This is a genomic window from Rahnella sp. BIGb0603, from assembly GCF_024808755.1.
In the GTDB taxonomy this organism is placed as follows: Bacteria; Pseudomonadota; Gammaproteobacteria; order Enterobacterales; family Enterobacteriaceae; genus Rahnella; species Rahnella contaminans.
Genome location: NZ_JANUEX010000004.1, coordinates 42,252 through 67,060, shown reverse-complemented (window position 1 = coordinate 67,060; position 24,809 = coordinate 42,252). Strand labels below are relative to the sequence as shown.

Here is a 24,809-nt window from a genome sequence, read left to right as displayed (position 1 = left end):
CGCCGGGTTCATCTCCGGCGGCGAAATATTCAGACGTAAGGAAACTGCGTATGTATTACCTGAAAAATACTAACTTTTGGATGTTCGGGCTGTTCTTCTTCTTCTATTTTTTCATCATGGGTGCATATTTCCCGTTCTTCCCGATCTGGCTGCACGACATCAATCAGATCAGTAAAAGTGACACCGGAATAATATTTGCCAGCATTTCGCTGTTCTCCCTGCTTTTTCAGCCGGTGTTTGGTTTACTGGCCGATAAACTGGGGCTGAAAAAGCATTTGCTCTGGGTGATCACCGGTATGCTGGTTCTCTTCGCACCATTCTTTATTTACGTGTTCGGCCCGCTGCTGAAAATTAATATCTATCTCGGTTCGGTGGTCGGCGGGATTTATCTCGGCCTGATTTACAACGCCGGTGCGCCTGCGATTGAAGCGTATATCGAAAAAGTCAGCCGCCGCAGCAGCTTTGAATTTGGCCGTGCGCGGATGTTCGGTTGTGTCGGCTGGGCGCTGTGTGCGTCGGTGGTCGGCATCATGTTCACCATCAACAACGAATTTGTTTTCTGGCTCGGTTCCGGCTGTGCGGTCATTCTGGCAATCCTCTTGCTGATCGCCAAACCTGAAGTTACGCCTACCGCGCGCGTAGTTAATGAACTGGGCGCGAACACCAAACCGTTCAACCTGAAGATTGCCCTTGAGCTGCTCAAAGACCGCAAACTCTGGTTCCTGGCGATTTACGTGATCGGCGTGTCCTGCACGTACGACGTCTTCGACCAGCAGTTCGCCAACTTCTTTACTTCGTTCTTTGATTCGTCGTCCGAAGGCACACGCGTTTTCGGCTATGTCACCACCATGGGCGAGTTGCTGAACGCCTGCATCATGTTCTTCGCACCGCTTATCGTGAACCGCATTGGCGGGAAAAATGCGCTGCTGCTGGCCGGAACGATTATGTCGATTCGCATCATCGGCTCGTCGTTTGCCTCATCGCCGCTGGAAGTCGTGGTGCTCAAAACGCTGCACATGTTTGAGGTGCCGTTCCTGATTGTCGGCTGCTTCAAATACATCACTTCAGTGTTTGAAGTGCGCTTCTCCGCGACGATTTATCTGGTGACGTTCTGCTTCTTCAAACAGGTGGCGATCATGTTTATGTCCGTCTTCGCCGGGAATATGTATGACCGTATCGGTTTCCACGGCACGTACCTGATCCTGGGATTAGTGGCGCTGACGTTCACCGTGATTTCGGCCTTCACGCTGAGCGGAAGAGGGCCGTTACAGGCTTTCAAAACGCCTGAAACGCTTAAGAACAGCCGCGTAAATTCCTAATCTGATAGCCTTTCTCAACGGGCGGTTGGCACTTCATCGCATTGTTAGTTAACCTTAAAGCACACTTGCTGCCCGCATCGTCGGGCAGCTTTGGTTTCTTGCAGCCCGACAGGGTGTAATTTTGGGGTACTTTAAATGGATGATTTGAACGTTGTAGGCAGCATTAATAATGCTGGCAACTGGTTGGTGAGAAACCAGGCCTTACTTCTGCATTATGCTGTGAACATTGTGGCGGCTATTTTCATTCTGATCGTCGGTCTGATAATCGCCCGCGTCGTTTCCGGCGGTGTCAGCCGTGTTCTGAAAGTTCGTGGTATTGATATCACGGTTTCTGATTTCCTTTCCGCTATGGTGCGTTACGCGATTATCGCCTTCACGCTGATTGCGGTTCTCGGACGCATCGGGGTGCAAACCACGTCGGTGATTGCGGTTATCGGTGCCGCCGGTCTGGCCGTCGGTCTGGCGTTACAGGGCTCGCTGTCTAACTTCGCGGCTGGCGTGTTGTTGGTTATTTTCCGTCCGTTCCGTGCCGGTGAATATGTGGATCTCGGCGGCGTAGCCGGTACGGTGACGCACGTACAGATTTTCTCAACCACTCTGCGTACGCCGGACAACAAAATCATCGTCGTACCAAACGGTAAAATTATTGCCGGTAACATCATCAACAATTCACGCGAACCGACAAGCCGTATCGATATGACCATCGGCGTGGGTTATGACTCTGACATTGATCTGGTCAAATCGATCCTCACCGAGATCATCACTGCCGATCAGCGTGTGTTACAGGATAAAGGCGTCACCGTACGTCTGAATGAAATGGCCGCTTCTACCCTGAATTTCATCGTGTACGCATGGACCAGCAACGGTGATGCGCAGAACGTGAAATGGGATCTGCTGGAATCGTTCAAACGTGCGCTGGATAAAAACAATATCAATATTGCGTATCCGCAAATGGACGTTCATTTGTATCCGGCGGCCCCTGTCGTTGTGGATAAAAACGTACAGCCTGCGGAATAAAGTCGCGGCTTCTCAAAGGGCGCCTGCGGGCGCCTTTTTTGTGTCTGAAAAATGGGCTCCTCACAAATAAGTCAGGCTAATGACCGATTAGAAATATCCATTTCCTCTAATGACACCAAAGCCCTTACACTGCGCGCAATCTCTGTTATTAACTCTTTAAGGATATTCACGTGCTGGCTATTTTCCTGCAAGGACTGGCGATGAGCGCCGCAATGATTTTACCCCTCGGACCGCAGAATGCGTTTGTGATGAATCAGGGCATTCGCCGCCAGTATCATCTGATGATTGCGTCTTTATGCGCGCTGAGCGATATCGTGCTGATTTGCGGCGGGATATTTGGCGGCAGCGCGCTGCTGAGCAAATCGCCGCTGTTATTAGCGCTGGTAAGTTGGGGCGGCGTGGCATTTCTGCTGTGGTATGGCTGGGGCGCGTTTCGCACGGCATTCAGCAAAAATCCTGAACTGGCACAGGCGGAAGTGGCGAAGCAAAGCCGCTGGAAGATTGTCGTCAGCATGCTGGCGGTGACCTGGCTCAACCCTCACGTTTATCTCGATACGTTCGTCGTATTGGGTAGTCTGGGCGGAAGCCTGAGCCACGACGAACGTTCGTGGTTTGCGCTCGGCGCGGTCAGTGCTTCTGTGCTGTGGTTCTTCGGGCTGGCCATTCTCGCGGCATTACTCGCGCCCTGGTTAAACACCGGGAAAGTGCAGCGCGTCATCAACTTTATTGTTGGCGTAATTATGTGGGGGATTGCCGTACAACTGGCGCGTCAGACCGGCGTATTTTGAGTTTTTACCCGAAAACAGGTTTTTGTCACTAATCTTAGTTTCAGTTGTAACGGTTTATGCTACGGTTTTGCGGATTGATTGAATTAACTATTGCCAGATCTTTGATGATTAATGGAGGCACTGTGAAACTGAAAGCATTGGCTGTAGCAGCGATGTTGGGATTAGGGACTTTACCTTTAGCGTTGCACGCGGCAGAAGTTCCTGCCGGCCCGCACGTGGTGACATCAGGTACGGCAAGCGTTGACGCCACACCGGATATCGCGACGCTGGCCATTGAAGTGAGCGTATCGGCAAAAGATTCCGCGAGCGCCAAGAAACAAGCCGACGATCGTGTGGCGGAATATTTTGGTTTCCTGCAGAAAAACGGAATTGAAAAGAAAGACATCAATGCCGCGAATCTCAGCACACAGCCGGAATATAATTACCTGAAAGACGGCAGTTCAGAGCTGAAAGGCTACCGTGCGGTGCGGCAGGTTCAGGTGACATTGCGTCAGCTGGATAAACTGAACGATTTGCTGGATGGTGCATTAAAATCCGGCCTGAATGAAATCCGTTCTATCGAACTGGGTGTGGCAAATCCTGATCGTTTCCGTGACGAAGCGCGCCAGAAAGCCATTGATAACGCCACACAGCAGGCGAAATCTTTGGCAGAGGGCTTCCACACCAAACTGGGGCCGGTTTACAGCATTCGTTATCACGTCGCCAACTACCAGCCAATGCCGGTTGCGCGCATGTTTAAAGCCGCCGCCGCACCCACGCAAAATGATGCCGCTGAAACCTACGAACAGCAAAGCATTCACTTTGATGATCAGGTCGATGTGGTGTTCGAACTGCAGCCGCAGGCACCCGCACCAGCTCAGTAAATATGACGCCGTAATAATGAAAAACCCGCTCCGGCGGGTTTTTTGTTTTCTGCGGCGCTAAATCAGTCCTGACGCAACACCTGGTGTCCGTGTGCCAGCAGGGCATCGGTGACTTTACGCATCATGCGGCTTTCCGGCGCAAAGCGGTGCCAGTACAGCATCCGGCGCTGGAACAGGCCGGGCGTCAGGTCGATAAGCTCGCCGCTTTCCAGCTCTTTCTCGATTTGCAGATGCGGGATCATACAACAGGTCGTGCCCTGACGTGCCAGCTGCACAAAGGCTTCCGACGAGTTAACGATATGACACGGCACGCTGCCCGGTGACAAATCGAAGTTCTGTTGAAGGAATGCCTGGTGCATATCGTCGAGATGATCAAACGCAACCGCCGGCGCTTTCAGCAGCGCGGAACGGGTGACGCCGTTCGGGAAATACCGATCGGCAAACGGCTTGGAAGCGACAAACAGGTAATCCAGCGCGCCAAGTTGATCGACCAGACAGCTCGGAAGCGGCTGCGGTTGAATACTCACCGCGCCGACCACTTCACCGCGGCGCAGACGTTCCTGCGTCCGGGTTTCATCTTCAACCTGCAAATTCAGGCGGATAGGTGAATCGACCAGCACGGATTTCAGCGCCGGTAACAGCCAGGTTGCCAGGCTGTCGGCGTTAACCGCCAGCGAAAGCAGCAGCGGCGTATCGTTACTGTCGCTGTTACTGTCACTGCCGAGCCACTCTTCTTCCAGCAGTTCCACCTGATGTAACAGGGCCAGTAATTTCTGCCCCTGTTCCGTCGGACGAGGCGGCACGGTACGCACCAGCAGAGGCTGGCCGAACAAATTTTCCAGTTGTTTAATGCGCTGAGAGACCGCCGATTGGGTGATGCAAAGCTTTTGTGCGGCGCGCTCAAAACCGCGCTCACGGATCACCGCGTCCAGTGCCTGTAGCGTTCTATAGTCCGGGCGTTTCATCGGAGTTCTGTCCCTTGGATTTAATTTTATCCGAACACTATGCCACAGATTGTCAGGTTTTGTGGTGAGGAAAATCGGGGCGCTTACAACCCAATTGCACTTAATAAGTGTGATCTGGTCACGCTCTTGTCTGCCCAATCTGCCGGCACATGCTTTATAATCACCGACACTTTTCCGTATTCACGCCACTTACGTTATCAGACAGAGAAGCCATTATGACGCAGGAAGAATTGAAAAAAGCAGTCGGCTGGGCCGCACTGGATTACGTGACTCCGGGCACCATCGTCGGTGTCGGAACCGGATCCACCGCCGCCCATTTCATCGATGCACTGGGTTCGATCAAAGGTCAGATCGAGGGCGCCGTTTCCAGCTCTGACGCTTCAACGGCAAAACTGAAAAGCTTAGGCATTCACGTTTTCGACAGCAACGAAGTGGACTCGCTGGACGTTTACGTTGACGGCGCGGATGAAATCAACGGCTTCATGCAGATGATCAAAGGCGGCGGCGCTGCGCTGACCCGCGAAAAAATCATTGCCGCGATCGCCAAAAAATTCGTCTGTATTGTGGACGCGTCTAAGCAAGTCGATGTGCTGGGTAAATTCCCGCTGCCGGTAGAAGTCATCCCGATGGCGCGTTCTTACGTTGCGCGTGAACTGGTGAAACTCGGTGGTCTGCCGGAATACCGCCAGAACGTTCTGACTGACAACGGCAATATCATTCTCGACGTCCATAATCTGAGCATTCTGGATGCCGTCGCGATGGAAAATAAGATCAACGGAATTGCGGGCGTGGTGACGGTAGGGCTGTTCGCCAACCGTGGCGCCGACGTTGCGCTGGTAGGCACTTCTGAAGGCGTAAAAACTGTCACGCTGAAGTAACCTATCAATAAGCAGAAGATCTGGCTGCTTTTGCTGAAAGCAGCCAGTCATCCCCCTGTCATAACACAATGTTATGAAGATGATAATTTTCTGAATGAATCATCTTTTCTTCAAAAGCCTTAATTTGGTGACTTATGTCACATTTCTCACTATCGCCTCCTGAACGTCTTGCTTTGTAAAATCTAACCAGCAGGAAATGCTGAAAACCAACAGGCGCGGTGAGCCTTCTGCTGTCTGGCAGGCAATCGTTTGTATTGATGATGGCGTATTTTTTGTTATGTTGACTGTGAGCAGTCACCTAGCAGTTCGAATTCAGCCAGAAAAAATATAGGGTCGGGAAATGGCAAAAGTATCACTTGAGAAAGACAAGATTAAATTTTTGTTAGTGGAAGGCGTCCACCAAAGTGCGGTTGATACACTCCGTGCCGCGGGTTACACCAATATTGAATTTCACAAAGGTGCTTTAGATACGGAATCGCTGAAAGAATCGATCCGTGATGCGCACTTTGTTGGACTCCGATCGCGTACTCAGCTGACCGAAGAAGTGTTCCAGGCAGCAGAAAAACTGGTGGCTGTAGGGTGTTTCTGTATCGGTACCAATCAGGTTGACCTGAAAGCGGCAACCCGTCGTGGTATTCCGGTCTTTAACGCACCGTTCTCTAATACCCGTTCCGTCGCCGAAATGGTGCTGGGCGAGATGTTGCTGATGATGCGCGGTATTCCTGAGGCCAACGCCAAAGCGCACCGCGGGATCTGGAACAAACTGGCCGTCGGCTCTTTTGAAGCGCGTGGTAAACGTCTGGGTATTGTCGGCTACGGCCACATCGGTACACAGTTAGGTATTCTGGCGGAAAGCCTGGGGATGCGCGTCTTCTATTACGACATCGAAAGCAAATTGCCGCTGGGTAATGCGCAGCCGATTGCGACTCTGGAAGAACTGCTCAGCACCAGCGACGTCGTGACCCTGCACGTTCCAGAAACGCCAGGCACCAAAAACATGATTTCCGAAGTGCAACTGGCACAAATCAAACAGGGCGCATTGCTGATCAACGCCTCACGCGGCACGGTGATCGACATTCCTGCCCTGTGCAATGCGCTGCGCAGCAAACATCTGTCCGGTGCAGCTATCGACGTCTTCCCGGAAGAACCGGCGACCAACAGCGATCCGTTCAATTCTCCGCTGTGTGAATTCGACAACGTGCTGCTGACGCCACACATCGGCGGTTCTACCATGGAAGCGCAGGAAGGCATAGGCCTGGAAGTGGCGGGCAAACTGGCGAAATACTCTGACAACGGTTCGACTTTGTCCGCGGTTAACTTCCCGGAAGCCTCTTTGCCAGCGCATACCGAGAAAGCCAGCCGTTTGCTGCATATCCACGAAAACCGTCCGGGTGTGCTGACCAGCATCAACCAGATTTTCGCGGAGCAGGGGATCAACATTGCAGCACAGTATCTGCAAACCAGCCCGGAAGTCGGTTATGTGGTTATCGATGCTGAAACGGATGTCACAACGTTGAACACCGCGCTGCAACTGATGAAAGCGATTCCGGGCACGATCCGTGCGCGCTTGCTTTATTGAGAGATCTGCGCAGTAACAGATTATAAACCGCCGAAAGGCGGTTTTTTTATGCTATTTCCCGCAGACGGGAAGATCTTACCGGATGAGTCGTTTGCCAGATTGCTCAAGGCGTTGAGCCGATGACGGGCGCCATCTCAGGGCACTTCACGAAAATGTCAGAAGTAAAAGAACAGGCTGACCAGACCACAGAGGATCAGTGAAGACAGGGTGATTTCGAACTGGAAGCGGCGCAGCATCATCCACAGTACCTCAGGATAAAAACTGGAGAAAAAAACACCCGGCGAACCGGGTGTAAATTTAGCATTTCTGGTAATTGCGAGTTAATACCTCACAAAGACTTCTTGGTAACTTCTTATGCTGCTGGGGTTGCTTTTGTAGCCGGAGCAGCTTTCTTAGCATGTTTCACGTGTTTTTTAGCAGCCTGCGCTTTCTGCGCTACCGGAGCAGCTTTCTTAGCATGTTTCACGTGTTTTTTAGCAGCCTGCGCTTTCTGCGCTACCGGAGTTGCTTTCTTAGCATGTTTCACGTGTTTCTTAGCAGCCTGCGCTTTCTGCGCTACCGGAGCAGCTTTCTTAGCGTGTTTCACGTGTTTTTTAGCAGCCTGGGCCTTCTGGGCTACCGGAGCAGCTTTCTTAGCGGCTTTTTTGTGTTTTTTAGCAGCCTGCGCTTTCTGAGCGACTTTCTTGTGAGTCTTGTGTTTAGTTACATGCTTGGCCGCAGGCGCAGCGGTCGTTGCAGCAGCAGGTGCCGGAGTAGCGGTTGTTTCAGCAGCGAAAGCGACAGAAGACAGACCCATTGCAGCGGCTACAACCAGAGCTAATACTTTTTTCATGTTTAATTCCTCAGAGATATCGGTTTATGTGTCTGCCCCACTGCGGGGCCGTTGAGAAGATAATAGACATGACGGAATTTATTGTCCGTGAGGGATTGGTTTCGGCGTGTAACGGTATGTATAAGGGAAATTTTCTGAGGGGAGTATTCTCTGAGAGGAGTATCAACAGTCAGCCTATCTTCACCACGTCCACACTTTGCCCGGCGTGATCACTTGCGGCAAAGGCACATCCCAGTGCTCCACCGGCAAGACGTCCACCTGCTGGCAATCATGCGCTAAGCCAATCGGATACGGCCCGCCATCCCGCCAGTGCTCCAGCGTGCGGTCGTAGAACCCTCCACCCATACCCAGACGTTGTCCGTGGCGGTCAAACGCGACCAGCGGCGTCAGGATGATATCCAACTGAGACAATGGCACAACCTGTGTGATATCAAGTTGTGGCTGGAGGATTTTAAGACGATTGCGTACCAGCGGTGTTTCAGGCGCATAGCGCAGGAACAACAGATGGTGAGGGGAAAACGGATGCAGCACCGGCAGACAGAGCTCTTTTCCTTCCTGCCACAGGCGCTGAATCAGCGGTGTGGTATCAAGCTCTCCGTCGAAGGACAGAAAAACTGAAATCGTGGTGGCAGACTGAATTTCAGGGTGCGCGGCAACGCGATCTGCGGCCTGAAGGGCAAACTCTGTTTGCTGACCGGCAGTCAGATTTTTTCTACGCTGGCGAATTTCAGTGCGAATATTTTGTCGGGCAGAAGTAAAAAGAGGAGTGTGCGACATAGATACAAACACCAGAAAGGGATGTACCGAAAAGAAAGGGGAATCTCCGAGATGCCGTCGCAGGCTGTAACCCTTGAACCCATGGTTCAAGGTGAACGTGCTGTCGCAATCTTTAGGCTTCTCGGACGGACCGAGCATGCGCACCGATTACGGATCATCACATTCTGTTGGTACTAATTATCGGCTCAGGGGACGGGCCCGCTGGCGAACATCTCAGAGAAATTTTTTACCGCTTCTGACTGGCCTGTGACGAGCCACATCAGCAACGTGTGTTATTCGAAAGGCGCCCCTTCACGTTCAGAGATCCGGCCTTGTTCGAGCAATGCCTGCTCGATGGTTTGTTGCAGCATCCGGATACGTTGTTCCATATTGGATGCGTAATCGCGCGTTTTCAACCTTTCCTGAGCAAGTTCGTGACATACGTTCAATGCCGCGATGAAAACCAGTTGCTCTGTATTGGTGACTCTAGTGCGAACTTTAAGATCTTGCAACCGCTGATTAAGATCTTCAGCTGCCAGATTCAGTGCTTCCTGTTGTTCTGGCGGACAATTCACCCGTAACGAGCGACCAAAAATTTGAATATCTACCGGTTGTGCAGACATGCCACCTTCCTGCTGATTTATTCGTCCGCCCCAACGTGACCACTACGACCTGGCGCAGGATGTTGGAAGCGGGCGCCACTATAACTATCTCAATACCAGGTTACAACCCCATGACCGGCTGACTGCTGCCCGATTGTTCAGGGCGTGCCATTCAGGCCAAACTGAGCCTGATTGCGGGCTGCTAATCTGGTACTACGACAGACCTTGGTGGTAGCATAACACGAACTTAACCTGCCAACGATGGCGAATGCGCATGTCTATTGAGAATACTTACCCTACTTACGATTCGTTGGATCAAAACCTGAAACAACAATCGGTTGCTTTGACCGCAGCAGAAATGCACGGTCTGATCAGTGGCTTACTGTGTGGCGGCAACCGCGACGGCAGCTGGCTGACGATGGTGCATGACCTGACCAATGAAGGCCTGGCCTTCCCGCATACGCTGGCGGATTTGCTGCAACAACTTCGTAAAGTTACGTCCGATACGCTGGAAGATGACAGCTTCGAATTTAAAATGATGATGCCCGATGACGACAAAAGTGTCTTCGAACGTGCCGACGCCCTCGCCGGTTGGGTCAACCATTTCCTGCTCGGCCTTGGCATGATGCAGCCTAAACTTGCGAAAGTGAAAGGCGAAGTCGGCGAAGCCATCGATGATTTGCGCAGCATCGCGCAACTTGGCTACGACGAAGATGAAGATCAGGAGCAACTGGCGCAATCTTTAGAGGAAGTGGTGGAGTACGTCCGCGTGGCAGCCATTTTATGCTTTGGCGAATTTGGCCACAGCCTGCCGTCTGCACCGGAAAATACCCGCACGTTGCACTGATAATTTGAGAACCCAGTTAATAACAACGAACTAAAACGATTTCAGGAGAAAGTGATGACTCAGCAAGAGATCGAGAACCGCCGCCAGGCGCTGTTAGCGAAAATGGTACCGGGAAGTGCTGCGATAATTTTTGCGGCCCCCGAAGCCCCGCGCAGCGCCGACAGTGAATACCCGTATCGTCAGAACAGTGACTTCTGGTATTTCACCGGTTTCAACGAACCGGAAGCTGTGCTGATTCTGGTTAAAAGTGATGAAAATCATAACCACAGCGTGCTGTTTAACCGCGTGCGTGATCTCACCGCTGAAATCTGGTTCGGGCGCCGTCTGGGGCAGGAAGCAGCACCGGCTAAGCTGGGCGTGACCAAAGCCTTGCCTTTCGGCGACATCAACGACCAGCTTCATTTACTGCTCAACGGCCTTGACGTGGTCTATCACGCGCAGGGCGAATATGCCTATGCCGATGAAATCGTTAACCGTGCGATGGAAAAACTGCGTAAAGGTTTTCGTCAGAACTTCGCCGCACCCGCGACCGTCACTGACTGGCGTCCGTGGGTTCACGATATGCGTCTGTTCAAGTCCGCCGAAGAAATCGCGGTTATGCGCCGTGCCGGGCAAATCACTGCGCTGGCACACACCCGCGCAATGGAAAAATGTCGTCCGGGAATGTTTGAATATCAGCTCGAGGGAGAAATTCATCACGAATTCAACCGCCACGGCGCGCGTTATCCTTCCTACAACACGATTGTTGGCGGTGGCGAAAACGGCTGCATCCTGCACTACACCGAAAACGAATGTGAGCTGCGTGACGGCGATTTAGTGCTGATTGACGCCGGTTGTGAATATCAGGGCTATGCCGGTGATATCACCCGCACCTTCCCGGTGAACGGGAAATTCAGCAAAGCACAGCGTGAGATCTACGACATCGTGCTGGCGTCAGAATACAAAGCACTGGAAGTCTTCGGACCGGGCAGCAGTATTCAGGCGGCGACCGAAGCGGCTGTCCGCGTCATGATCGAAGGACTGGTCAAACTGGGCGTAATGAAAGGTGATGTGGAAACTCTTTACGCTGAGCAGGCGCATCGCCAGTTCTTCATGCACGGTTTATCTCACTGGCTGGGGCTCGACGTTCATGACGTCGGTCATTATGGCTCGGTTGATCGCAGCCGTACGCTGGAACCGGGCATGGTACTGACCGTTGAACCGGGTTTGTATATTGCGCCGGACGCCGACGTACCGGAAGCGTATCGCGGTATCGGTATCCGCATCGAAGACGACATTCTGATCACCGCGACAGGCATCGAAATTCTGACCGGCGACGTGGTGAAAGAAGCCGATGATATCGAAGCCTTAATGGCGGCGGCACGTAAATAATATGAGCATTGTTTCTCTATGAGCATAGTGATTGTTGGTGGCGGAATGACCGGTGCCACGCTGGCGCTGGCGATTTCCTCGCTAACGCAGGGGCGTCTGCCGGTGCATCTGGTGGAGGCGACCGCGCCGCAAGAACACGAGCATCCGGGTTTTGATGCCCGTTCGATTGCGCTCGCGCAGGGAACCTGCCAGCAACTGGCGCGCGTCGGGATCTGGCCGGCACTGGCAAAAATCGCGACGCCTATCCGTGACATTCACGTCAGCGATCGCGGCCATGCGGCTTTTGTGAATCTCACTGCGGGGCATTATGGTGTCGAAGCGCTTGGTCACGTTGTTGAGCTGCATGAAGTCGGTAATCGTTTGTTTGCCATGCTCACCAAAGCTCCCGGCGTGACGGTGCATTGCCCGGCAAAAGTGGTTGATGTTCAAAGACAAACCGACAGCGCGAGTGTCACGCTCGACAGCGGTGAAACTCTGACCGCGCAGTTGCTGGTCGCTGCCGACGGTTCCCACTCTTCGCTGGCGAAAGCCTGCAATATCAGCTGGCAGCGCGAGGATTATGGGCAGATTGCCGTCATCGCCAACATCGCCACCAGCGAACCGCATAACGGCCGCGCGTTCGAACGCTTCACCCAAAACGGACCGCTGGCTTTATTGCCGATGTCCGACGGGCGCAGTTCGCTGGTCTGGTGCCACCCGCGCGAAGCCCGTGAAGAAATTGATCACTGGAGCGAGGCGAAGTTCCTCAGCGAACTGCAAAAGGCATTTGGCTGGCGGCTGGGTACCATGAAACAGGCCGGTAAACGCTTCAGTTATCCGCTGCAATTACAAAAAGCCAACAGCCATATCAGCCATCGTCTGGCGCTGGTGGGTAACGCGGCGCAAACGCTGCATCCGATTGCCGGTCAGGGTTTTAACCTCGGCCTGCGCGATGTGATGACGCTGGCGGAAACGCTGGCAAGCGCCGCAAAGCAGGGCAACGACGTCGGCAGTTATCGCGTACTTTGCGATTATCAGAACCGCCGTCAGCCCGATCAGCTGGCGACCGTCGGCGTGACCGACGGCCTGATCCACCTCTTTGCCAACCGTTATCTGCCGTTAATGGTTGGCCGCAATCTGGGTTTACTGGCGATGGAAGGCATCACGCCGTTGCGCGATGCGTTTACCCGACGGACGCTCGGCTGGGTTGACCGTTAATTCCGTTCCGGGCTTTACAGGAAAAATTATGCAATCTTTTGATGTGGTTATCGCCGGGGGCGGAATGGTCGGTCTGGCGCTGGCATGTGGTTTACAGGGCAGCGGTCTGCGCGTTGTGGTGCTGGAAAACCAGCTGCCGGATCTCGATTCGCCATTGCCGGAACAGCCGGGCCTGCGCGTTTCTGCCATCAACGCCGCCAGCGAGCGCCTGCTCAAATATATCGGCGTCTGGGACAACATCATCGCTCAGCGCGCCAATGCGTATCAGGGAATGGAAGTCTGGGATCGCGACAGCTTCGGTAAAATTGCATTTCGTGGCGAAGAATATGGGTTCAGTCATCTCGGGCACATTATTGAGAATCAGGTGATCCACCGCGCCCTGTGGCAGCGTGCGGAAAAATCTTCCGACATCACTTTGCTTGCGCCGGCCACACTGAAAAACGTGGCGTGGGGCGAGAATGAGGCGTTTATCACCCTTAATGACGATCGCCAGCTCAGCGCGCGGTTAGTGGTCGGAGCGGACGGTGCCCAGTCCTGGCTGCGTCAGCACGCCGACATTCCGCTGACATTCTGGGATTATCGCCATCATGCACTGGTGGCGACCATCCGCACCGAAGAGCCGCACCAGTCTGTTGCACGTCAGGTATTCCACGGCGAAGGCATTCTGGCGTTTCTGCCGCTGGCTGATGCGCATTTGTCTTCTATCGTCTGGTCAGTTTCGCCGGATGAAGCTCAGCGTCTGAGCGCGCTGGAGCCTGAGGAGTTCAATAAAATCCTCGCCAGCACCTTTGACCTGCGCCTGGGTATTTGTACCGTTGAAAGCGAGCGCCTGACCTTCCCGCTGACAGGCCGTTATGCCCGCAGCTTTGCCGGACAACGTCTGGCGCTGGCCGGTGATGCCGCGCACACCGTGCACCCGCTGGCCGGGCAGGGCGTCAATTTAGGTTTCATGGATGCCGCAGAACTGGCATCGGAAATCAGACGCCTGCAAAAAGAAGGCAAAGATTTCGGCCAGCATATGTACCTGCGTCGTTACGAGCGCCGCCGCAAACACAGCGCCGCGCTGATGCTGGCGGGTATGCAGGGCTTCCGCGAATTGTTTGCCGGTGACAATCCTGCCAAAAAACTGCTGCGCGATATTGGTCTTACGCTGGCGGATTCTCTGCCGGGCGTGAAACCAAAACTGGTGCGTCAGGCGATGGGGCTGAATGATTTACCGGAGTGGTTACAGGACGATTTACTTCGATTGAAATAATCTAATTTCAGCTCAGTTTTTCCATTACATTTTCTAATCCGGGGCCGGATTTCTCATTCTGCAAATGGTGAGAAATCTGGCCTTGTCGTTATATAACATCGATACTTTTGATGTTTATTTGTAGATTTTGCGCCACAAACCCCAGTTTACCAGTCAAAAACTCTGCACAATGCCCTTGTGAAATCACTGACATTTATCCCGCTCTGCATATTTTAACTTATGGTTAGTGAGCTTATTCAGTGGTAAGTTCGAGCAAAGGGTATCGTTTGCGCGGTGTGCTGTTTATGCACTTAATTAAATGAGGAATAAGATGGTTAAGCAGACTCAGCTTTATGAACAACATGTTGCGTGTGGCGCGCGTATGGTCGATTTCCACGGCTGGATGATGCCATTGCATTACGGCTCTCAGCTGGATGAACACCACATTGTGCGTCAGGATGCCGGTATGTTTGACGTCTCGCACATGACCATAGTTGATCTCCACGGTGCCCGTACCCGTGAATTCCTCCGTTACCTGCTGGCGAATGATGTCGCCAAACTCACCGTTCCCGGTAAAGCGCTTTATACCGGCATGCTCAATGCGTCCGGCGGCGTGATCGACGACCTGATCGTTTACTTCCTCAACGAAAACTATTTCCGTCTTGTGGTGAACTCCGCGACGCGCGAGAAAGATCTGGCATGGATTTCGCAGCATGCAGAACCGTATGGCATCGAACTGACCGTGCGTGATGACTTAGCGCTGGTAGCCGTGCAGGGCCCTCATGCAAAAGAGAAAGCAGAAACCCTTTTTACCTCTGAACAAAAACAAGCGGTCGCGGGGATGAAGCCGTTCTTCGGCGTTCAGGCGGGTGACCTGTTTATCGCCACCACCGGTTATACCGGCGAAGCAGGATATGAAATCGCACTCCCGCAAGAACAGGTTGCTGATTTCTGGCAGAAACTGCTGGCAGCAGGCGTGAAACCTGCCGGTCTGGGCGCGCGCGACACGCTGCGTCTGGAAGCGGGTATGAATCTTTACGGTCAGGAAATGGACGAAGGCGTTTCACCGCTGGCAGCCAACATGGGCTGGACCATCGCCTGGGCACCTGAAGACCGCAACTTTATTGGCCGTGACGCACTTGAAAGACAGCGCGAGCAGGGCACCGAACAGCTGGTCGGTTTAGTGATGACAGAGAAAGGCGTATTGCGTAACGAACTGCCGGTGCGATTCACCGACAGCGCGCGCAACACGCTGGAAGGCGTGATTACCAGCGGCTCATTTTCTCCGACGCTCGGCTACAGTATTGCTCTGGCACGCGTTCCGGCGGGCATTGGCGAGCACGCCATTGTGCAAATCCGTAACCGCGAAATGCCGGTGAAAGTCACCAAACCAGGTTTTGTCCGCAACGGCAAACCGCTGGCGCAGTAAAAATTCGAGATAAAATTATCCAGTTAACGCTGAATTAAGCACTTTTTTGGAGAAAATATAATGAGCAATGTTCCAGCAGATTTGAAATATGCCTCTTCCCACGAATGGGTACGTTCAGAAGGCAACGGCATTTACACCGTAGGCATCACTGAACACGCGCAGGAATTACTGGGCGACATGGTTTTCGTTGATTTGCCAGAAGTGGGCCGTGAAGTCGCCGCAGGTGAAGACTGCGCCGTGGCGGAATCGGTTAAAGCGGCTTCCGATATTTATTCTCCAGTCAGCGGCGAAATCGTTGCGGTTAATGGCGAACTGGAAGGTTCTCCGGAACTGGTCAACAGCGAGCCGTACGGCGCAGGTTTCCTGTTCCAGATTAAAGCGTCAGACGAAAGCGAACTGGCTAATCTGCTTGATGCAGAAGCCTATGCTGCTTCTGTAGACGAATAATCAGGACTGCAATGCCCGCCCCGCAACCCGTTTGCGGGGTGAATTCAAGACCCGTAGCTTTTGTCAGTATCCCAAGACACCTCCAGCAGATTTCAGGAATGCGTAGCAAATGACTCAGACTCTCAGCCAACTCGAAAACAACGAAGCCTTTATCGGCCGTCACATTGGTCCGTCTTCTCAGCAGCAGCAACAGATGCTGGAAACGGTCGGTGCAGACTCGTTAAACGCGCTGATCCAGCAGATCGTTCCGGTCGATATTCAGCTGCCGGGGCCACCGGCCGTCGGTGATGCCGTGACGGAACATCAGGCGCTGGCTGAGCTGAAAGCCATTGCCAACCAGAACCAGCGCTATAAATCCTACATCGGTATGGGTTACAGCGCGGTGCTGACACCGCCGGTTATCCTGCGCAATATGCTGGAAAATCCGGGCTGGTATACAGCGTATACCCCGTATCAGCCGGAAGTGTCGCAGGGCCGTCTTGAAGCGTTGCTGAATTTCCAACAACTGACATTAGATCTGACCGGTCTGGATCTGGCTTCTGCTTCTTTGCTCGATGAAGCAACCGCTGCGGCAGAAGCGATGGCGCTGGCAAAACGCGCCAGCAAACTGAAAGATGCTAACCGCTTCTTCGTGGCGGACGACGTGCATCCGCAAACGCTGGACGTAGTTCGCACCCGTGCGGAAACGTTCGGCTTTGACATCATCGTTGATAAAGCTGAAAAAGTGCTCGAACTGGAAGGCGTGTTTGGCGTGCTTTTACAGCAGGTCGGCACTACCGGCGAAGTGCACGATTACACTGCGCTGCTGGGCGAACTGAAATCCCGCAAAATTATCACCAGCGTTGCCGCTGATATTATGGCGCTGGTGCTGCTGGCCGCACCGGGCAGGCAGGGCGCAGACGTCGTCTTTGGTTCGGCGCAACGCTTTGGCGTGCCGATGGGTTACGGCGGTCCGCACGCGGCATTCTTTGCCTGCGTAGACGAATTCAAACGCTCCATGCCGGGCCGTATCATCGGCGTTTCCCGCGATGCTGCTGGCAAAACAGCCCTGCGCATGGCGATGCAAACTCGCGAGCAACATATCCGCCGCGAAAAAGCCAACTCCAACATTTGTACCTCGCAGGTTTTACTGGCCAATATTGCCAGCCTTTATGCGGTATTCCACGGCCCTGAAGGCCTGAAACGCATTGCGTCACGCATTCACCGTCTGACCGACATCCTGGCCGCTGGTCTGAAACAGGGCGGTCTGACACTGCGTCATAACACCTGGTTCGATACGCTGACTGTTGAAGTGAAAGACAAGGCTGCTGTGCTTGAACGTGCGCTGAGCTTCGGTCTCAATCTGCGTACAGACATTCACGGCGCGGTCGGTATCACGCTCGACGAAGCGACCTCCCGCGAAGACGTTCAGGTGCTTTTCGCTGCCCTGCTGGGTGACGATAACGGTCTGGATATCGACAAGCTGGACAATGCCGCATCGACCGACAGCAACTCGATTCCTGCGGCCATGCTGCGTGTGGATCCGATCCTCACCCATCCGGTATTCAACCAGTACCACAGTGAAACCGAGATGATGCGTTATATGCACCGTCTGGAGAAAAAGGATCTGGCGCTGAATCAGGCGATGATCCCGCTGGGTTCCTGCACCATGAAACTGAATGCTGCGGCAGAAATGATCCCGATAACCTGGCCGGAATTCGCCGAACTGCATCCGTTCTGCCCGACAGAACAGGCGGGCGGTTATCAGCAAATGATCGGTCAGCTGTCACAATGGCTGGTTCAGCTCACCGGTTACGACGCTGTCTGTATGCAGCCAAACTCCGGCGCGCAGGGTGAATATGCGGGTCTGCTGGCCATCCGTCGTTACCACGAAAGCCGTAACGAAAGTGGTCGTCACATCTGCCTGATCCCAAGTTCAGCACACGGCACCAACCCGGCATCTGCACAGATGGCGAGTATGACCGTCGTGGTGGTGGCTTGTGATAAGCAAGGCAACATTGACCTGAGCGACCTGCGTGAGAAAGCGGCGAAAGCGGGTGACGAACTGTCTTGTATCATGGTGACGTACCCGTCAACGCACGGCGTTTACGAAGAAACTATCCGTGAAGTTTGCCAGATTGTGCATCAGTACGGCGGTCAGGTTTACCTCGACGGCGCGAACATGAACGCACAGGTCGGCATCACCACGCCGGGTTACATCGGTGCTGACGTCTCGCACCTTAACCTGCACAAAACCTTCTGTATCCCGCACGGCGGCGGCGGTCCGGGCATGGGGCCGATTGGTGTGAAAGCGCATCTGGCACCGTTTGTTCCGGGTCACAGCGTGGTACAGATTGACGGCGTGCTGACGCAAAACGGTGCGGTTTCTGCGGCGCCGTTTGGCAGCGCGTCAATCCTGCCAATCAGCTGGATGTACATCCGTATGATGGGCGCGGAAGGCCTGAAACAAGCCAGCCAGGTCGCTATCCTCAACGCCAACTACATCGCTACCCGTCTGAAGGATGCGTATCCGGTGCTCTACACTGGCCGCGACGGTCGCGTGGCGCATGAATGTATTCTGGATATTCGTCCGCTGAAAGAAACCACCGGTATCAGCGAAATGGATATTGCCAAACGCCTGATCGACTACGGATTCCACGCCCCGACCATGTCCTTCCCGGTTGCCGGCACGCTGATGGTTGAGCCCACCGAATCAGAAAGCAAAGTGGAACTGGATCGCTTTATCGAGGCGCTGCTGGCAATCCGCAGTGAAATCGACCGCGTAGCGAAAGGCGAATGGCCGCTGGAAGACAACCCGCTGGTGAATGCACCGCACGTGCAGAATGAGCTGGTCAGCGACTGGAGCCATCCGTACACCCGCGAAGTGGCGGTATTCCCGGCCGGGTACGACAACAAATACTGGCCGACCGTGAAACGTCTGGATGACGTGTACGGGGACAGGAATTTATTCTGTTCATGTGTACCGATGTCAGATTACGAGTAAGACTGCGGTCTGCTCCCTCCCCTGCGAAGGGGAGGGTTGGGGTGGGGTATTAAAGCAAAATTAATAAGTTGAAGTTAGCATTGACAAGGTATTAGGCCTTAAAACCCCTTCCCGGCCTCCCCCTTCACAGGGGGAGGAACTAAAAACCGGATTGCTCCCTCCCCTGCGAAGGGGGAGGATAAAATTCAAATCATCATTGCTTCAGTTTCTCCTACTCTTTCCTCACTTTTCCCCACTGGAGTATTCAATGAAAATCGCTCTCGTCACCGGCGGTAGCCGCGGTATCGGCCGTGCAACCGCGATCCTCCTCGCGCAGCAGGGTTACGCCGTCGGCGTCAACTATCTGAATAACGAAACCGCTGCACAATCTGTCGTCGATGAAATTCAACAGGCCGGTGGCAAAGCCATTGCGCTTCAGGCTGATATTGCCGACGAAACGCAGGTGGTCGCGATGTTTAAACGCCTGGGCGAAGAACTCGGGACAATCACCGCGCTGGTGAATAATGCCGGGATTTTGTTCCAGCAGACCACCATTGAAAATCTCTCCGCTGAACGCATCAATAAAGTGCTGTCCACCAACGTGACGGGCTATTTCCTGTGCTGCCGCGAGGCGGTGAAAATCATGTCGCACCGGCACGGCGGAAAGGGCGGGACGATTGTGAATGTCTCTTCCGCGGCTGCCCGTCTGGGTGCGCCGGGCGAATATGTTGATTACGCCGCGTCAAAAGGGGCGGTGGATACCCTGACCACCGGTCTGGCGCTGGAAGTGGCGGCGTACGGTATTCGCGTTAACTGCGTGCGGCCCGGTCTGATTTATACCGAAATGCACGCCAGCGGCGGTGAGCCGGGACGCGTCGATCGCGTGAAGGCCAATCTGCCGATGCAGCGCGGCGGTCAGCCGGAAGAAGTGGCACAGGCGATTTACTGGCTGCTCTCCGATTCCTCCTCCTACGTCACCGGCAGCTTTCTCGATCTGGCGGGTGGGAGATAATACTTTCCTCGGATGCAGAAGCGCCTTAAGGCGCTTTTTTTATGTCCAAACGGTCAACTCCACACAAACGGTCATAACCGGTCATGAGAAACCACGAGGAATTGTGACCGTTTGCAAAACTGTTGCTGTCTTGTTGCAACGCAAATGACGATTTAATGCCGTTCCCGCCACAGATCCAAACTTTAACATTTCATCTTTTCTCAGCTTTTCGTGACAAATATCACATGACGGCGGTGGCAAAAAATGCACACAGCCGCGTTTGAGGCACTGCGCATTCCACAACCACCGGGCTGCGTATCCTGTTTGACATCGGGAAAGAGGAATCACCACATGCTGCCAGTAGAGCGACATCGTTTTATTACCGAAATTCTCACCCAGCGCGGACGCATTCTGGTGCAGGAAGTGGCGCAGTTATGCCGTATTTCGCTGGAAACGGCGCGGCGGGATCTGGCGCTGCTGGAAAAGCGCGGCGTGCTATTACGCAGCCACGGCGGCGCGGTCTTTACGGAACATTCGGCGGGCGAAAAAACCTATGTACCGTCGCAGATTGAACAGGGCGAATCGTTTCGTGACCGCAGTAATCAGTCGCCTGACAGCAAAACGCGCATCGCCAAACGCGCATTGCAGCTGATTAATCCGGGTGACTGTCTGCTGCTCGACAGCAGTTCGACAAGCTGGTATCTGGCGCGTCAGTTGCCCGACATTCAGCTGGTGGTGCTGACCAACTCAGTGCAGATCATCCAGACGCTGTCGGTGAAAGCCAATGTGCGCACCATCGGTTTAGGCGGTGAATATTCGGCGAAATATGAAGATTTTGTCGGCGTGCTGGCCGAACAAATGCTGAAAGAGTTCGTCATCAACAAACTGTTTTTCTCCTGTCACGGCATCAGCCACGAAGGCGGCATCCGTGAGAGTAACGAGCATCATGCGCGGCTGAAACAGCAAATGCTGCTTTCCTCCGAGCACAAAATTTTGCTGGCTGACTCCAGCAAATTCGGCCGCCGCTCTTTTGCGCGGATCTGCCACTACCGGGAAATCGACACACTGATAACAGACCATCTGGAGGATGAAGAATTCCGCCAGGAACTGGCCTGGAGCAACGTTAACGTGATTGAAGTTTCTCCGTCACCCCTACAGAAAAAAACTAAAAACAGCCGCAACGGTCCGTTAGCTGCGGCACATAACTGACCTCCCAGGAGAGTAAACATGATCAAGAAATCCGTTCTTGCCTGCCTGTTCGCGACAGCCATGTTGTCCCTGTCGGCACACGCCGCCGATAAAATTCGCATGGGCGTGGTGGTGAAAGTCGGCGGTAACGCCTGGTTCAACGCGATGGAAGCCGGGATCAAAAGTGAAGCGGCCAAACGCGGGATAGATGCGTGGCAGGTCGGGCCAACCAGCGCGGATCCGGCGTTGCAGGTGCGTGCGATTGAAGATCTGATTGCGCAAAAAGTAGATGTGATCGGCGTGGTGCCCAACGATGCCCGCGTGCTGGAGCCGGTGCTGAAACGCGCACACGACGCCGGGATCAAAGTCATTGTGCATGAATCGCCGGATCAGAAATATGCCGACTGGGATTTCGAAATGGTCGATGCCACGCAGCACGGCATTAACCACATGATCGCCCTCGCACAATGTATGAAAGAAAAAGGCGATTACGCGGTGTATGTCGGCAGCCTGACCGTGCCTTTGCATCAGAAATGGGCCGATGCGGCCATCAATTATCAAAAAGAACATTATCCGAACATGCACCTGGTCGGCGACAAATTCGGTGTCGGCGAATCGCTTGATGACAGCATCCGAACTACCAATGACCTGATGTCTAAAGACGCCAACCTGAAAGGCATTCTGGCGATCGGTTCACAAGGCCCGATCGGCGCAGGCCGTGCGGTGCTTAACCGCGGCAAAACCGATGATGTCTGCGTCTTCGGGCCATTCAGTCCGGGCCAGGGCGCAAGCCTGGTGAAAGCCGGTGCCATCAAAGGTGGCTTTATCTGGAACCCGATGGTGGCCGGTGAAGTCTTTGTGCGCATCGCCGAGAAGCTGGAAAAAGGCGAAAAAATCACTGACGGCATGACCATTGAAGGCATGGGCAAAGTGAAAGTCGACGAGGCAACGCACACCATTCTGGGCAACGAAACCGAAAGTCTGGATAAAGCCAACCTGCCGAAACTGGTCAAGATGGGGCTGTAATCATGGCAATCTCCGGGATCATTCAAACAGACAACACGCCGCTGATTGATGTACAGAATCTGTCGGTGACCTTTGGCGGACAGCGCGCGCTTAACGATATTTCCCTGCGGCTGATGCCGGGGGAAGTTCACTGCCTGGCGGGCACCAACGGCTGCGGTAAAAGTACGTTGATCAAAGTGATCTCGGGGGTTTATCAGCCGGATAACGGTTGCCGGATCACGCTGGGTTCTGCCACGCAGGGGCTTTCGACGTTCAGCAAACTCAGCCCGGATCAGGCGCGGCAGTTTGGCGTTCAGGTGATCTATCAGGATCTTTCGCTGTTTCCGAACCTGAGCGTGTTTGAAAACATCGCCTTCGACCACAACCTGCAAGGGCTGATGGGCTGGTATCGTCCGTCACGTCTGCGCGACACCGCGCAGCGCATTCTGACTGAACTCAATTACACCTTAGACCTCGACAGCAAAGTGTCAGCGCTGCCGATTGCCCAGCGCCAGCAGGTGGCAATTTGCCGCGCGCTGGTGGCTGATGCGCGGTTAGTGATTATGGATGAACCGACCGCCTCGCTGACCCGAACCGAAGTGAATCAGCTGCTGCGCACCGTGCATTACCTGAAAAACAAAGGCATCAGCGTGGTGTTCGTCAGCCATCGTCTCGATGAAGTGCTGGAGATTTCAGACAGCGTCACGGTCATTCGTGACGGTAAAAAAGTCGGCACCTTTCCGGCCTCTGAAGTCAGCAGCGAACGCCTGACCGAACTGATGACCGGCCTGAAACTCGATTACCGCCTGAAAGCCGCCAACATGAATGACCAGCGCATCATGCTGGAAACCGACAAACTCAGCCGAGAGGGTCAGTACCACGACGTCAGTTTTAAACTTCATGCAGGTGAAGTGCTCGGCCTGTGCGGCCTCCTTGGTTCCGGGCGCACTGAACTGGCGCTCAGCCTGTTTGGTATGACCAGGCCGGACAGCGGCAAAATTTACCTCGACAGCAAACCGGTACGTTTTCGCAGCCACGAAGACGCGATCAAATCCGGCATCGGCTATGTCTCGGAAGACAGGCTGACGCTGGGACTGATCCAGCAACAATCGGTCGGCGACAACACCGTGCTGGCGATCATGGATCAGCTGCGCAGCCGTTTTCATCTGATCGACGAATACCGCAAAAACAAAATCATCCAGCAGTGGATCGAAAAACTCGGCGTCAAAGTCGCTAATCCTGATCAGGCGATTTCCACGCTGTCCGGCGGGAATCAGCAAAAGATCGTGCTGGCAAAATGGGTACTGACGCAGCCCAAAATCCTGATCCTCGATTCGCCAACGGTCGGCGTGGACGTCGGCGCGAAAGCCAGTATTTACCAGCTGGTGCATCAGCTGGCGGAAGAGGGCATTTCTATCCTGCTGATTTCCGACGAAGTGCCGGAAGTGTATTTCAACTGCGACCGCGTGCTGCATTTCTCCGAAGGCACAGTGAAGGGCGAATATCTTCCGGGCGCGATTACTCAGCAACAGCTTGCGGAGGCGGTCAATGCTTAAGCTCAGCCGGTTACGCCCGTCCAGCAACGAAGGTTATTTAGCCTGGGTTTTGCTGGTGGTTATCGTCACGTTTTCCCTGCTCACCAATCAGTTTCTGACGCTTCAGAACCTGCTGGATCTGACCGAAAGCTACGCCGTCAGCGGCATCTTCGCCCTCGGCCTGTTTGTGGTGCTGGTCACCGGAGGCATTGATATTTCGTTCGCGGCGGTCGCTTCCGTCGTGCAGTACCTCATCGCCACGCTGGCCATTCATTACGGCCTGAGCAGTCCGGCCGGCAGCATTTTACTGGCGATCGCGATCGGCACCGTCCTCGGGATGATCAACGCCATCCTGATCTACTGCCTGCGCATTGTGTCGATCATCGTCACCATCAGTATGCAGTCGCTGCTGTTTGGGATGCTGATGTGGCTGACCAACGGCACCAGTCTGTACGACCTGCCGGACTGGCTGACCACGCCGATCCGTGTGCTGCCCTTCAGCGTCGGCGAGCAGCACTATCAGGTGGGTTTGCCGGTGGTAGTGATGCTGGCAGTCGCCGGACTGAGCTGGATCCTGCTCAACAAAACCCATCTGGGACGCCAGCTGTTTGCGGTCGGCGGTGATCAGGAATCCGCGCGTCGTATCGGGATCCGTGTCGGGTTATTGCATCTTTTTGCTTACGGTTATCTCGGTGCAATGGCGGCGATTGGCGGCCTGGTACAGGTGTATCGCGTCGGTGAAGTGGTGCCGAATGCGCTGGTCGGCGGCGAGCTGGATGTGCTGGCGGCGGCGGTGCTCGGCGGCGCCAGCCTTAACGGCGGCAAAGGCAGCGTGGTCGGCACACTGATGGGCGTGTTCCTGATTGGCGTGCTGAAAAACGGCCTCAACCTGATCGGTGTCTCAAGCTACTTCATGAATATCGTCATCGGCGTGGTGATTGTCGCGGCCATCACCGTCACCCATTACAAGAAACGCAAAGAAACCGAAGTCGGCTTCGCGTGAG

22 protein-coding genes and 1 other RNA gene are annotated in these 24,809 nt (G+C 54.1%); 18 read left to right on the top strand and 5 right to left on the bottom strand.

Annotated features, from left to right (window positions below; genetic code table 11):
* The first annotated feature begins 50 nt into the window (after nt 1-50).
* The 4 genes from M2403_RS11685 (at nt 51) to M2403_RS11670 (ending at nt 3,987) form a co-directional block, all read left to right on the top strand.
* On the top strand, nt 51-1,319 hold the full coding sequence (locus M2403_RS11685) for an MFS transporter (RefSeq protein WP_259229246.1): 1,269 nt from the start codon (nt 51-53) through the stop codon (nt 1,317-1,319).
* Nucleotides 1,320-1,454: 135 nt separating this feature from the next.
* Nucleotides 1,455-2,336 carry a small-conductance mechanosensitive channel MscS gene (gene mscS / locus M2403_RS11680; protein ID WP_152327758.1) on the top strand — a complete coding sequence of 294 codons (882 nt, stop codon included), beginning with the start codon at nt 1,455-1,457 and terminating at the stop codon, nt 2,334-2,336.
* 170 nt (nt 2,337-2,506) lie between these two features.
* Nucleotides 2,507-3,124 carry an arginine exporter ArgO gene (gene argO, locus M2403_RS11675; RefSeq protein WP_152327759.1) on the top strand — a complete coding sequence of 206 codons (618 nt, stop codon included), beginning with the start codon at nt 2,507-2,509 and terminating at the stop codon, nt 3,122-3,124.
* 122 nt (nt 3,125-3,246) lie between these two features.
* Nucleotides 3,247-3,987, top strand: coding sequence for an oxidative stress defense protein (locus M2403_RS11670; protein ID WP_193333203.1), 741 nt, complete (start codon nt 3,247-3,249; stop codon nt 3,985-3,987).
* Between the two features lie 62 nt (nt 3,988-4,049).
* Here the strand turns inward: M2403_RS11670 and M2403_RS11665 are convergent, their stop codons facing one another.
* Nucleotides 4,050-4,952, bottom strand: a complete 903-nt coding sequence (locus M2403_RS11665; protein ID WP_101075345.1) for a LysR family transcriptional regulator ArgP — start codon at nt 4,950-4,952, stop codon at nt 4,050-4,052.
* A 215-nt stretch (nt 4,953-5,167) separates the two neighbouring features.
* Between M2403_RS11665 and rpiA the strand changes: the two genes are divergently transcribed.
* Both rpiA and serA read left to right on the top strand, forming a co-directional pair.
* Nucleotides 5,168-5,830 carry a ribose-5-phosphate isomerase RpiA gene (gene rpiA, locus M2403_RS11660; protein WP_152327761.1) on the top strand — a complete coding sequence of 221 codons (663 nt, stop codon included), beginning with the start codon at nt 5,168-5,170 and terminating at the stop codon, nt 5,828-5,830.
* Between the two features lie 340 nt (nt 5,831-6,170).
* Nucleotides 6,171-7,409, top strand: a complete 1,239-nt coding sequence (gene serA, locus M2403_RS11655; RefSeq protein ID WP_165059167.1) for a phosphoglycerate dehydrogenase — start codon at nt 6,171-6,173, stop codon at nt 7,407-7,409.
* A 352-nt stretch (nt 7,410-7,761) separates the two neighbouring features.
* Here serA and asr read toward each other — a convergent pair whose 3' ends face one another.
* The 4 genes from asr to zapA form a co-directional block, all read right to left on the bottom strand.
* A complete protein-coding gene (gene asr / locus M2403_RS11650; protein WP_259229242.1) occupies nt 7,762-8,241 on the bottom strand; it encodes an acid resistance repetitive basic protein Asr in 480 nt (159 codons plus the stop codon).
* A gap of 180 nt (nt 8,242-8,421) precedes the next feature.
* A complete protein-coding gene (locus M2403_RS11645; RefSeq protein ID WP_259229241.1) occupies nt 8,422-9,018 on the bottom strand; it encodes a 5-formyltetrahydrofolate cyclo-ligase in 597 nt (198 codons plus the stop codon).
* 39 nt (nt 9,019-9,057) lie between these two features.
* Nucleotides 9,058-9,241, bottom strand: a non-coding RNA gene (gene ssrS / locus M2403_RS11640) — 6S RNA.
* Nucleotides 9,242-9,290: 49 nt separating this feature from the next.
* Entirely contained in the window at nt 9,291-9,620 is a 330-nt protein-coding gene (gene zapA / locus M2403_RS11635) for a cell division protein ZapA (protein WP_013576788.1), read from the bottom strand.
* Between the two features lie 253 nt (nt 9,621-9,873).
* On the opposite strand from zapA, the gene M2403_RS11630 reads away from it, so the two are divergent.
* The 12 genes from M2403_RS11630 to M2403_RS11575 all read left to right on the top strand — a co-directional run bounded on the left by M2403_RS11630 (nt 9,874) and on the right by M2403_RS11575 (nt 24,808).
* A complete protein-coding gene (locus tag M2403_RS11630) occupies nt 9,874-10,446 on the top strand; it encodes a YecA family protein (RefSeq protein WP_101075350.1) in 573 nt (190 codons plus the stop codon).
* Nucleotides 10,447-10,500: 54 nt separating this feature from the next.
* On the top strand, nt 10,501-11,817 hold the full coding sequence (gene pepP, locus M2403_RS11625; RefSeq protein ID WP_152327765.1) for a Xaa-Pro aminopeptidase: 1,317 nt from the start codon (nt 10,501-10,503) through the stop codon (nt 11,815-11,817).
* An 18-nt stretch (nt 11,818-11,835) separates the two neighbouring features.
* Nucleotides 11,836-13,014 (top strand): 2-octaprenyl-6-methoxyphenyl hydroxylase, encoded by a 1,179-nt coding sequence (gene ubiH, locus M2403_RS11620; RefSeq protein ID WP_165059174.1) that lies wholly within the window; start codon nt 11,836-11,838, stop codon nt 13,012-13,014.
* Nucleotides 13,015-13,042: 28 nt separating this feature from the next.
* A complete protein-coding gene (gene ubiI / locus M2403_RS11615) occupies nt 13,043-14,269 on the top strand; it encodes an FAD-dependent 2-octaprenylphenol hydroxylase (protein ID WP_259229235.1) in 1,227 nt (408 codons plus the stop codon).
* A 310-nt stretch (nt 14,270-14,579) separates the two neighbouring features.
* Nucleotides 14,580-15,677 carry a glycine cleavage system aminomethyltransferase GcvT gene (gene gcvT, locus M2403_RS11610; protein ID WP_259229234.1) on the top strand — a complete coding sequence of 366 codons (1,098 nt, stop codon included), beginning with the start codon at nt 14,580-14,582 and terminating at the stop codon, nt 15,675-15,677.
* Nucleotides 15,678-15,737: 60 nt separating this feature from the next.
* Nucleotides 15,738-16,124: a glycine cleavage system protein GcvH gene (gcvH, locus tag M2403_RS11605; protein ID WP_259229232.1), complete on the top strand. Its 387-nt coding sequence runs from the start codon at nt 15,738-15,740 to the stop codon at nt 16,122-16,124.
* A gap of 109 nt (nt 16,125-16,233) precedes the next feature.
* Nucleotides 16,234-19,107, top strand: a complete 2,874-nt coding sequence (gcvP, locus tag M2403_RS11600) for an aminomethyl-transferring glycine dehydrogenase (RefSeq protein WP_259229231.1) — start codon at nt 16,234-16,236, stop codon at nt 19,105-19,107.
* Nucleotides 19,108-19,354: 247 nt separating this feature from the next.
* A complete protein-coding gene (locus tag M2403_RS11595) occupies nt 19,355-20,098 on the top strand; it encodes an SDR family oxidoreductase (protein ID WP_208951394.1) in 744 nt (247 codons plus the stop codon).
* 330 nt (nt 20,099-20,428) lie between these two features.
* Entirely contained in the window at nt 20,429-21,286 is an 858-nt protein-coding gene (locus M2403_RS11590; protein WP_152327772.1) for a DeoR/GlpR family DNA-binding transcription regulator, read from the top strand.
* An 18-nt stretch (nt 21,287-21,304) separates the two neighbouring features.
* A complete protein-coding gene (locus tag M2403_RS11585; RefSeq protein WP_405047821.1) occupies nt 21,305-22,291 on the top strand; it encodes a substrate-binding domain-containing protein in 987 nt (328 codons plus the stop codon).
* Between the two features lie 2 nt (nt 22,292-22,293).
* Nucleotides 22,294-23,826, top strand: a complete 1,533-nt coding sequence (locus M2403_RS11580) for a sugar ABC transporter ATP-binding protein (protein WP_259229230.1) — start codon at nt 22,294-22,296, stop codon at nt 23,824-23,826.
* The gene (locus tag M2403_RS11575; protein WP_217154012.1) at nt 23,819-24,808 is read left to right on the top strand and encodes an ABC transporter permease; all 990 of its coding nucleotides are present in this window, start codon (nt 23,819-23,821) and stop codon (nt 24,806-24,808) included. Before M2403_RS11580 ends, M2403_RS11575 begins: the two co-directional genes overlap by 8 nt.
* The last annotated feature ends 1 nt before the right edge of the window (nt 24,809 follow it).